The organism is Gelidibacter algens (assembly GCF_001678675.1).
In the GTDB taxonomy this organism is placed as follows: Bacteria; Bacteroidota; Bacteroidia; order Flavobacteriales; family Flavobacteriaceae; genus Gelidibacter; species Gelidibacter algens.
Genome location: NZ_LZRN01000007.1, coordinates 108,936 through 120,377, shown reverse-complemented (window position 1 = coordinate 120,377; position 11,442 = coordinate 108,936). Strand labels below are relative to the sequence as shown.

The 11,442-nt window shown below is 37.8% G+C and carries 8 protein-coding genes; 5 read left to right on the top strand and 3 right to left on the bottom strand.

Features of this window, described 5'->3' with window-relative positions:
- Positions 1–106: 106 nt before the first annotated feature.
- The gene (locus A9996_RS05110) at positions 107–640 is read left to right on the top strand and encodes an alpha-ketoglutarate decarboxylase (protein ID WP_066431793.1); all 534 of its coding nucleotides are present in this window, start codon (positions 107–109) and stop codon (positions 638–640) included.
- Between the two features lie 112 nt (positions 641–752).
- Here the strand turns inward: A9996_RS05110 and A9996_RS05105 are convergent, their stop codons facing one another.
- Positions 753–1,106 carry a hypothetical protein gene (locus A9996_RS05105; RefSeq protein ID WP_066431790.1) on the bottom strand — a complete coding sequence of 118 codons (354 nt, stop codon included), beginning with the start codon at positions 1,104–1,106 and terminating at the stop codon, positions 753–755.
- A 5-nt stretch (positions 1,107–1,111) separates the two neighbouring features.
- A complete protein-coding gene (locus tag A9996_RS05100) occupies positions 1,112–2,086 on the bottom strand; it encodes a polyprenyl synthetase family protein (RefSeq protein WP_066431788.1) in 975 nt (324 codons plus the stop codon).
- Between the two features lie 119 nt (positions 2,087–2,205).
- Here A9996_RS05100 and A9996_RS05095 point away from each other — a divergent pair, with 119 nt between their 5' ends.
- Genes A9996_RS05095 through A9996_RS05080 form a run of 4 tightly spaced genes read left to right on the top strand, consistent with a single transcriptional unit; the run spans position 2,206 to position 8,858 of the window.
- Positions 2,206–2,823, top strand: a complete 618-nt coding sequence (locus tag A9996_RS05095) for a TetR/AcrR family transcriptional regulator (protein ID WP_066431785.1) — start codon at positions 2,206–2,208, stop codon at positions 2,821–2,823.
- Positions 2,813–4,174, top strand: coding sequence for a TolC family protein (locus A9996_RS05090; protein WP_066431782.1), 1,362 nt, complete (start codon positions 2,813–2,815; stop codon positions 4,172–4,174). Before A9996_RS05095 ends, A9996_RS05090 begins: the two co-directional genes overlap by 11 nt.
- 3 nt (positions 4,175–4,177) lie before the next feature.
- Positions 4,178–5,365, top strand: coding sequence for an efflux RND transporter periplasmic adaptor subunit (locus A9996_RS05085; protein ID WP_066431777.1), 1,188 nt, complete (start codon positions 4,178–4,180; stop codon positions 5,363–5,365).
- Entirely contained in the window at positions 5,358–8,858 is a 3,501-nt protein-coding gene (locus A9996_RS05080; RefSeq protein ID WP_066431775.1) for an efflux RND transporter permease subunit, read from the top strand. Before A9996_RS05085 ends, A9996_RS05080 begins: the two co-directional genes overlap by 8 nt.
- Before the next feature lie 163 nt (positions 8,859–9,021).
- Here A9996_RS05080 and A9996_RS05075 read toward each other — a convergent pair whose 3' ends face one another.
- On the bottom strand, positions 9,022–11,340 hold the full coding sequence (locus tag A9996_RS05075) for an inorganic phosphate transporter (RefSeq protein ID WP_066431772.1): 2,319 nt from the start codon (positions 11,338–11,340) through the stop codon (positions 9,022–9,024).
- Between the last annotated feature and the right edge of the window lie 102 nt (positions 11,341–11,442).

The following is an 11,442-nucleotide window of genomic DNA, read 5'->3' as shown; positions in this document are numbered from 1 at the left end:
CAGGTGTTCTCAAATTTTTCTCAAAAATACAACTTTTACCAAAATAAGAATTGCTTTTAGTATATTTATATGGTATAACTGCATCAATAAACAAAATAGCAATTTTATGCCATTTACACCTTATAAAAACCTATTTCTTTTCCTTTTGATAGCATCCTTTTCCTTGAATACACTCGCACAATTAAACGCCTCTAGCGCTTCGTCTGATTTCTGGACGCATGTTCGTTTTGGAGGTGGCATTGGACTAAGTTTTGGTGATGGTTTTTTTAGTGGAACGCTTGCCCCGAGTGCCATTTACGAATTTGATGACCAATTCGCTTTGGGCGTTGGACTTAATGCCACTTACAATACGCAGAAGAATTTTTATAAATCGACCGTTTTTGGCGGTAGCCTGATTGGTTTGTACAATCCCATACAAGAAATTCAACTGTCGGCTGAGTTTGAAGAGCTAAATGTTAGCAGAAACTGGGAGGAACGATTTGCTATTGCAGATGAAAATTATTGGTATCCTGCCCTCTTTGTTGGTATTGGTTACAGATCTCGCAATGTTGCCATAGGGATCAGATATGATGTACTGTACGATAAATATAAAAGTATTTATGCCGATGCTTGGGCGCCTTTTGTGAGGGTTTATTTTTAAAATCCATCCTAACCCTTCCCGAAGGAAGGGAACTGCTATGTGATTGCAGATTCAAACACCACTAAATTTTTTTAATTTGGCATGAGAAAAAGTCCTTCCCTTCGGGAAGAATTTAGGATGGGAATGTACTCCTGTAATACACTTTTTGCCATTCCCGTTTAAGGAGCAAAAACGTCACGTTTTCTGACAATTGCAAGGCATCATTTCCATCCAATGCTCTTATTTTTTCTTCTGAAACATCAACAATATAGAGCAAATTAAGATAGTCCATAAATTTTTCCTGAATAAGGTGGTACACTTTTTCATGGAGCAACAATTTGAGACTTGTTGGCAAAACCGCAGGATCGAACTCTAAATTAACGTTCGCCAAAGACAAATCTTTATTGAGCTGCTCTACAAGTTTTGTATAAAGCTGCATCTTGTTGGCCTGCCCGACCAAATCATCAAAGGTTTGTAAATTTTCCATGGTATTTATACTCTTCTATTCATTAAATCATGACCAAATTGTTTGAGCATTTCTTTTTTGTCTTCAGGAATTGAAAGTTCATCCAACACTGAAAATGCCTGCTTAGTATAATTTTCAATTTCCTTCCGTGTCGCATCTGCAGAGCCACTAGACTGAAAAATCTGTTTAGCAGTTTCAATTTTATCAGTGGCATCAGAAGGATTAATGCCAAACAAGTGCTGTAACTGCAATTGATCGTCATCATTAGAAAATTCAAGAGCTTTTAAAAACAAAAAGGTCTTTTTATTTTCGATGATATCACCACCTACTTGCTTTCCAAAAGTTTTTGGATCTCCAAACGCATCCAAATAATCGTCCTGAAGCTGAAACGCTATGCCTAACAATCTTCCAAATTCATAAATATGGTCTTGATCTTTATTTGAAGCTCCTGCAACAATAGCACCCATTTTCATGGCAGCACCAACCAACACTGCCGTTTTGAACTCTATCATTTTAAGATAATCGGCCACAAAGACGTCATCTCTGTTTTCGAAATCCATATCATATTGCTGACCTTCACAAACCTGCAATGCAGTTTTACTGAACAGTTTAGCTAATTCTTGGAAGGTATTGGCCTCATAATATTCAAAAAGCTGATAGGCCATAATCAGCATAGCATCTCCAGATAAAATACCTGTATTGATATCCCACTTTTCATGAACGGTCGCCTTACCACGACGCAATGGTGCGTCATCCATAATGTCATCATGAATCAGTGAGAAGTTATGGAATATTTCAACGCTCAAGGCAGCATTCAGTGCTTCTTTATAATCGCCATTAAAAGCATCAGCAGTCATAAGAGTCAACAACGGCCGTAAACGTTTACCCCCTAAATCGAGAATATAATGGATGGGATCATAAAGCGAGGCTGGCTCCTTTACTTCAATTTTAGCTTCTAAATAATCAATAAAGGCAGTATGGTAAAAAGAAATATTTTGCATACAGCAAAATAAGGCAAATACCTTTAGTAAAACAAGCCTAAAAATCTATAATAAATTTCATTAAACTTTGGAAACTTTTTTTGTTTTTAAAGTTTCCTATTGTACATTTGCAGCCAGTTATGAGAGAAAAAATAATAAATATAGCTACGGAATTGTTTCTGACACTAGGTTTCAAAAGCGTCACTATGGATGATATTGCCAATGAAATGGGCATCTCAAAGAAAACCATATACGTACATTTTGAAAACAAAACGAAATTGATTGAAGCTACTACATTTTCTGTTTTTGAGAACATTTGCAACGGCATTGACTGTATTTGTGAAGCTTCTATCAATCCTATAGAAGAATTGTATGACATTAAGATGTATGCCATGACCTTTTTAAAGAATGAAAAAACATCCCCTCAATTCCAATTAAAAAAATATTACCCGCAAATCTATCAGCGTTTACAATTGAAACAATTTCAAAAAATGCAAGTCTCAGTAAAGGAGAGCATCAAAAAAGGGGTTGAAACCGGCCTCTTTAGACGCAACATTGATATCGATTTTATTTCGCGCATGTATTTCAACGGCATGTCTGGTATAAAGGACGAACATATTTTTCCGCACGATCTTTTCTCTATGGAATATTTAATGGAAAGTTATCTTGAATATCACTTAAGAGCCATTGTAACAGACACGGGTTTAACTGTTTTAAAAAAATTCATCAACAATCAATTACAACCAAATGACGACTAAGTTTTATATTATTTTAATGATCCTGCTTCCGTTTGTCGGATTCTCACAAGAGGCACCCAAAGGGTTTAGCCTGCAGGAAGCCATTGATTTTGCCCTGCAAAACAACCGTAATTCTATGAATGCGCAATTGGATATTGAGGCGGCCAAAGCCCAGAAATGGGAAACTACAGCAACCGGACTGCCTCAAGTAAGCGCAGCAGTAGACTATCAAAACTTTTTAAAACAGCAGGTGCAAGTTATTCCTGCCGAATTTTTTGGCGGCAATCCTGGAGAGTTTGCTGAAATCGTTTTTGGTACCAAGCAAAGCATGAATGCCACTGCTACCTTATCTCAAAAGGTGTTTGATGGCTCTTATCTTGTAGCGCTTCAATCGGCCAAAGTATTTTTGGAGATATCAGAAAACGCCAAAACTAAAACAGACTTAGAAGTCCGTAAAGGAGTGATCAATGCTTACGGCAATGTTCTATTAGCTGAAGAAAGTGTTCAAATTCTACAGCGCAATCTTGCGGTTCTTCAAAAGAATCTTGAAGAAACTACCAAAATTTTTGAGAATGGTTTAGAAGAGGAAGAAAGTGTAGAGCAATTACAAATTACACTTGCAGGTGTTGAAAGTAATTTGAACAATGTGACCAGAATGAAAACTCTGGCCTATCAAATGTTCAATATAACCCTTGGGTTGGATATCAATCGGCCAACAATTTTAGTCGATGATTTAGAACGCCTCACTAAAGAAAACATTTCTTTAGAATTGTTAGAAACTGAGGCCAATGTTGAAAACACTATCGATTACCAAATTGCAGAAAATGATAAGGTCACAAAAGAACTCTTATTGAAATTGGAAAAAAGCAAGGCTTTACCAACGCTCGATGCTTTCATCAACGGCGGATATTCAGCTTTTAGCGATGATTTTACGTTCACTAAAAAAGAGCAAATGTGGTTTGGATCCTCTTTATTTGGTCTCAACCTTAATATTCCAATTTTCAGTTCCGGAATGCGAAGCGCCGCCACCCAACGAGCGGAAATAAATTTACAAAAAGCTGAAATCGATCTTATTGAAAAGGAACAAACCATTCAATTTGAAATTACTGCAGCTAAAAGCGATTATCAATTCGCCATAGAAGACTACGACAACAAAAAGCAGAATTTAATGCTTGCAGAGCGTATTGAAGCAAAGAACCAAACCAAATTCTTTGAAGGTATTTCTTCAAGTTTTGATTTACGTCAGGCCCAAACACAATTGTACAGCGCACAACAAGAATTTTTACAAGCCATGCTGGATGTCATTAAGGCAAAAGCTGAGTTAGAAACTTCATTAAACACAGTCCAATTAAACAACCAAAAGAAACTTTAGAGTATGAAAAATATATTTGTAATTCTTATCACGACCTTTCTTATCACTTCCTGTGGAGACGGCAAGAATAATACCGTAGAAAAGGTACTGGAAAGTAACAACCTTGAAACTATCAGAAAAAAAAGAGCAGAACTGGTAGATGACCAACAAGTACTTCACGATAAAATCATGTTACTAGATGAAAAAATATCAGTGTTGGATACCACTAAAAACATTCCGCTAATCACCACTTTTAAAGCAAATCCTGAAGAATTCAATCACGTATTGGAATTACAAGGTAATGTCACCACCAAAAACCTCATGGTCATCACACCAGAGTACAATGGCATTCTTACCAATGTTTATGTAAAAGAAGGACAGCGCGTGAGCAAAGGTCAAACTTTAGGTAAAATTGATGATGGTGGATTGGCACAACAATTGGCACAACAACAAATTCAAGCCGATTTAGCCAAAACCACTTTCGAGCGTCAAAAAAGGTTATGGGATCAAAAGATAGGTAGTGAAATTCAGTTCCTTCAAGCAAAATCCAACTATGAAGGACAATCTAAAGCCGTCAGCCAATTGGAGCAACAAATCTCTAAAACTATCATCAAAGCGCCTTTTTCAGGTACTATTGATGATGTGATCACAGAACAAGGAAGCGTTGTTGCTGCCGGGCAAACGCAACTGATGCGTATTGTGAATTTAGACGAGATGTATATTGAAACTGAAGTTCCTGAGCGCTATGTCAATAGTATAACGAAAGGAAAAGATGTTGAAGTCAATTTTCCAATACTAGGCAAAACCATTATGGCCAAGGTGCGCCAAACCAGTAATGTTATCAATCCTTCAAACCGCACATTTAAAGCTGAAGTGGCCATCCCAAACAAGGATAAAGAAATTAAGCCAAATTTAACAGCACGTCTAAAAATCAACGATTATACCAGTGAAAATGCATTGTTGATCCCTCAAAGTATTATTTCTGAAAATGCTGAAGGTGAACAATATGTATATATCATAAAGGACAAAAACGACAAAAATCAAGGTACTGCATCAAGAGTCATCATCAAAACAGGACGAACACAAGGTGATGAAATTGAAGTTTTAGAAGGCATAGAAAACAATGCAGAACTCATTCAGGAAGGCGCCAGAAGTGTGAAAGATGGACAAACTGTAGAAGTATTAACTATTGACAACAAACAGAATGACTAAGAAGAAAAAGCAAGTAGACAAAGAATTTGGTTTGTCTTCATGGGCCATCAACAATAAGACCACAATGTATGTGCTTATTGCCGTAATTTTTTATTTGGGTATTGCTGCGTTTTTCAATATGCCAAGGGAAAGTTTCCCAGAGGTCAATGAAACTAAAATTTACGTCAGTTCTGTTTTCCCTGGAAACACTGCAGAAGACATTGAGAAACTAATTACTGATCCGCTGGAGGATAAATTGAAAACGGTCAGTAATGTCGTGGACATCACCTCAACATCCCAAGAGGATTTTTCTATGGTTGTGGTTGAATTTGATGAAAATATCACGGTTGAACAAGCTAAACAAAAAGTAAAGGACGAAATAGACAGTGAAACCGCTGGTGAAGATTGGCCAACATTTAATGACGCCAAAGTTAAGCCTGATGTTTTTGAATTGAGCCTTTCAGAGGAAATGCCCATTCTTAACATCAATATCTCCGGCGATTACACGGTTGAAAAACTCAAGGAATTTGCCGAATATCTTCAGGATGAAATTGAAGACATCCAAGAAATCAAAAAAGCAGACATTCGCGGGGCGCAGGACAAAGAAGTAGAAATAGCCGTGGACATCTACAAAATGATGGCGTCAGAAGTTAATTTCAATGACATCATTGGTGCGATTAAGGGCGGAAACGTTACTATGTCTGCAGGAAATTTAATTGCTAGTGGACAACGACGTACCATCCGTATTTTGGGTGAAATCACGTCACCTAAAGAATTGGAAAACTTTGTCGTTAAGTCAGAAGATGGCAATGCTATTTATCTCAAAGATGTAGCAACGGTGACGTTCCATGAGGAAGATAAAACCACGTTTGCGCGTGAGTTTGGAGAGCCCGTTGTGATGTTGGATGTTAAGAAACGTGCTGGAAAAAACATGGTGGCAGCGGTAGAACAAATAACAGCCATTGTTGAGAAAGCAAAAAAAGAGGTCTTCCCTCCTGATCTTAAAATTACCATAGCCAATGATCAATCTTCCGTAACCATTGGTCAGGTTGATGATTTGGTCAACAATATCATTTTTGGGGTGATCTTGGTAGTAACTGTCTTAATGTTCTTTTTAGGTTTCAAAAATGCCATTTTTGTTGGGTTTGCGATACCTATGTCTATGTTCATGTCTTTAATGATCTTGGATTTTCTGGGCCAGAGTTTAAATACTATGGTGCTTTTCGGGTTGATTATGGGCCTCGGGATGTTGGTTGACAACGGAATTGTTGTAGTTGAAAACGTATATCGTCTTATGGACGAAGAAGGTATGAGCCGTTTGGAAGCTGCAAAAAAAGGGATTGGTGAGATTGCCTTCCCTATTATCATTTCAACAGCCACAACGGTTGCCGCTTTTATCCCTTTAGGATTATGGCCAGGCATCATGGGCGAATTTATGATGATTTTACCGATAACCTTATCTGTCGTTTTGGGATCATCACTATTTGTGGCCATATTTTTCAACTCCGTTTTGGTGTCGCAATTCATGAGTATTGAAGATAAAAACATGCCATTAAAACGTATCATCATCACGACAAGTGTCATGGCGGTTCTGGGACTGATTGTCTTTTTTGTAGCGGGAGAATATCGCGCACTTGGGACCATTATGATTATTACGGCCATCATGCTTTGGGTCTATCGTTTTTTCCTAAGAAGGTGGGCCAACAATTTTCAAAATTATACGCTTGTTAAATTGGAAAACTGGTATGAGCGTCAACTGCGCCGATCGCTTTCAGGCAAAATGCCCTATGTGCTGAGCATTGGGACTTTTGTGTTGTTGATTTTGGCATTTGTGGCATTTGGCGCCTCTCTATCTTCCCAACGAACAAAAGTCGAGTTTTTCCCAGACAATAAGCCAAATCAAATTATTGTCTACATTGAATACCCACAAGGTACAGCCATTGAAAAAACCAATGCGATTACCAAACAAATTGAAAAGCGTGTATATAATGTGATCAATGACAGTGAATATAAAGACGGCGACTTTAACTTTTTGGTAGAAAGTGCGGTTTCTCAAGTTGGCGAAGGTGCTGGAAATCCACAAGCAGATATGGGATCTGCTGCCGAAATGCCACACAAAGCAAAAATCACGGCTTCTATGCGTGAGTATAAATACCGAAAAGGTGCTGATAGCGAATTGTTGCGCCAAAAAGTACAGGAAGCTTTAGTGGGTATTTATCCTGGGGTTTTGATCTCTGTAGAAAAAGATGCCAATGGACCCCCGGCAGGATCACCTATTAACATTGAAATTGAAGGTGATGACTACGATCAACTGATCACGACTGCTGAAAACATGCGCGAATTTATCAATACCAAAAATGTTGCCGGTATTGATGAGCTAAAAATTGACGTCAATAAAGATAAACCCACCATGCGTGTTACCGTCGATCGTGAAAAAGCTGGAGAACTTGGCGTGAGCTCTTCCCAAGTGGGACAACAGTTGCGCAATTCGATCTTTGGCTCTAAAGCCGGCATTTACAAGGAAGACGGTGATGATTTTGATATTTACGTCCGTTTCAATGAAGAAAACCGTTACAGCACGAGTGCGTTATTCAATCAGAACATTACGTTTAGGGATAATAAAGGTCAGATCAAGAATATTCCTTTATCGACGCTTATCAAATACGAAAATAACTCTGGGTTTAGTGCCATAAAACATAAGGGCACCAACCGTGTGGTTACAGTCTATTCTGCATTAGCTCCTGGTTATACAGATGCTGGGGCAATAGTGTCACAAATTCAAAATGAAATGAGAAGCTATGAAGGCTTGCCAGAGAACATCAAAATTGATTACACGGGACAGATTGAGGAACAAAATAAGCAAATGGCCTTTTTGATGGGTGCCTTTTTTACAGGTCTCGGATTGATTTTCTTTATTTTGATTTTTCAATTTAACTCAATTTCAAAACCAGCCATTATTATGTTGGCTATCTTTTTAAGTTTTATTGGTGTGTTTGGAGGCATTGTGATTACCGGAAGTGCCTTTGTGATTATGATGACTATGGTTGGGATTATTTCCTTGGCCGGAATTGTGGTCAACAACGGGGTGGTACTTTTGGATTATGCTGAACTGCTCATCGAACGAAAAAAGTATGAACTGGGGCTTGAAAAATCCGATTATTTAGAGACCGAAGACCTTTTTGAAAGCATCGTCAAAGCAGGAAAAGCACGTTTGCGTCCTGTACTATTGACAGCCATAACCACAATTTTAGGTTTAATTCCGTTGGCTATTGGTTTAAACATTAACTTCTTTACCTTGTTTAAAGATTTTGACGCCAATATTTATATGGGTGGAGACAACGTGGTGTTTTGGGGCCCATTGGCTTGGACCGTGATTTATGGATTGTTTATTGCTACATTCCTGACTTTAATAGTCGTACCGATCTTATTCTTTTTGGTTGCCAAATTTAAAATGTGGTTGCGCTCAAAAGTAAAATCGGTCAACGAAGAATTAGACCAAGAACTTGCAGAATAACTTGCAATAACAGATAGTATTAAAAGGCTAAATGACTTTGTTTGTTTAGCCTTTTTTCTGTCCATTGATGAAGCGATTGGCAACACTGCGATGGTCATAAAAAACCCTTAGAAGATGTCAATATCAACTAAGGGTTTTTAAAATTAAGCAACTCAGCAAGCTTCTATTTATTAGGCTTCTCTGGAAAAGGTAACGGCTCAACAGAGCTGTCATGCGCCAGATAATATTCTTCCAAAAGATTCATCGTTGCCGTAAGCAAATCTTTAGTTTCCAATAAGATACTAAAATACAATGTTGTATTTTTAGGACTTGACTCTTCAGTTCGCGTACGTTCTACTTGCTTTTGGATTTTATCTGTAACAAGACTTATAATTTCCTTTTTTCTACCTAAGATGATTCCGATTTCTTCAAAAGAGTGTGATTCAAAAGCATTTCTTGTGTTGTTGAACAAACGCTCAAAACGCTCATCCACTTCCTTAAGTTCTTTTATTTGACTGAACTTTAATTTTTTGTGATTGTTGTGGATGTGTTTGTGACTCACTTTAGAGATGTACTCCAAAGATTGCGTCATATCTTGAAGATACCCTAAGATATTGATGTAAAAATTACTGGCACCTACACTCGAATCGTCCAAATTTTTGATAAAATAAAAGATATTGTCTCGCAGTTCATCAACCTCATCAGAAAGTTTACGCACTTGCTTTTTATTTTTCTTCAGCAATGAGAGGTCTTGCAACGCTAAACCATTAATGGCATTAGTAAAAATTTTGTTGCCACGTTTCACGACATTGGCAATATTTTTGGCGCTCTCGTGGATAACGCCCTGAACAGAGCTACTCTCAGTTTTGCTCAAATGATCCTCAGCTTTCGTTTCTTTTAATTTTTTACTGTGTGCAAGTGAACTTTTCACGAGCAAGCCAAAAGCGACCAACAGCAAGATTGGAAACATGATACTAATGTTCAAGTTAAGCAAATAGGCAACTAAGGCGGCAGCAAAAAACGCACTAAAGGCGGTAAAAAACCAACCTCCAATAACATTGACAACACCTGCCACTCTATACACCGCACTTTCTGCTCCCCAAGCCCTATCCGCTAAAGAAGATCCCATGGCTACCATAAACGTGACGTATGTTGTAGATAGCGGTAATTTGTAAGACGTTGCAATTGCAATTAATACAGCAGCTACCATAAGGTTTACTGCAGCTCTTACCAAATCAAAAGAGGGCAACTCATGCACTTTGTCTCTAGATAGTTTAATAACAGGGGCTTCAAACTGTTTATCAATTTTCGCTACCCATGATTTTGGTAATATGTATGAGGAAAGTTGAGACATTCCCATTGCTGCTCTAACAAAGTTTCGAGACAAAAAGTTTGGTTGAAAGCGTTCCTTAGTTTCTCCTTGGCTTGCTAAATCAATCGATGTTTTTACAACATTTTTGGCTTTTGAAGAAAACCATAAGGTCAGCACCATAACAATGCCTGCCAACAATAAAAGCAATGTTGGGGTGGATGCTTTTTCACTTAAACTAGCCATTGGAAACTCTGAAGCTGATAAACCGAGCGTGTTGATGGCCGGATTGGTAAAATCAGAATAGGCCTGAAACGCACCCATTGAAGGCCCAATAAAATTGACCAAATCATTACCTGCAAAAGCCAATGCTAATGCAAAAGTACCCACCAAGATGACCATTTTATAAATATTGGTCTTCAAGAATTTTATCAGAACAAAGGATAATACAATCCAAAATACAAAACTGGCAGACGCAATATACAGCGCTTGATGCTCTAAAAAATCCTTTATAGTTTCACCACCAATGAGGTCATAACTTTGGTTGGCCATATTGGTACCACCAATCCCTTTGATAAAAATAAAATAGGTTATGGACGTTAAAGCGATGCCTCCAAATAAGGCTCCTACCCAATTGGCTTTCCTTTCAAAATCATAAGAAAGAAGCAATCTTGCAACCCATTGCACAAATGCACCTATTGTAAATGCTATAACTACTGAGAGCAATATTCCAAAAATAATTTCTGAGACTTTTGAGGTGTTGATATAGTTCATCACGTCAGCTAAATCACCACCACTATGACTGATTTTGATCAGGGTCATTGCCACTGACGCGCCAAGCAACTCAAATACGATAGAAACCGTAGTGGACGTTGGCAATCCTATGGAGTTGAAAAAATCCAACAACAAAATATCTGTAATCATTACGGCCATGAAAATAATCATGATCTCGCTAAACATAAATTCTCCTGGATTAAAAATACCCTTTCGGGCAACCTCCATCATCCCACTGGAAAATATGGCTCCAATGGCGATACCAAGACTTGCTACAATCATGATAGTTCTGAAAGAAACTGCTTTAGAACCAAGAGCAGAGTTTAAAAAATTAACCGCATCGTTACTGACCCCTACTACCAAATCAGCAACAGCTAAAATGGCAAGGGCAATAATCATGTATAAGTAAATATTTTCCATCAAAATCGAATATAATTCAAGGCACAAATTTCATCTTTTAAATTGAACACAATGTTATCAAAAGGTTATGTTCTAAGGAGACTAATCTACCTTAAAGCTTCA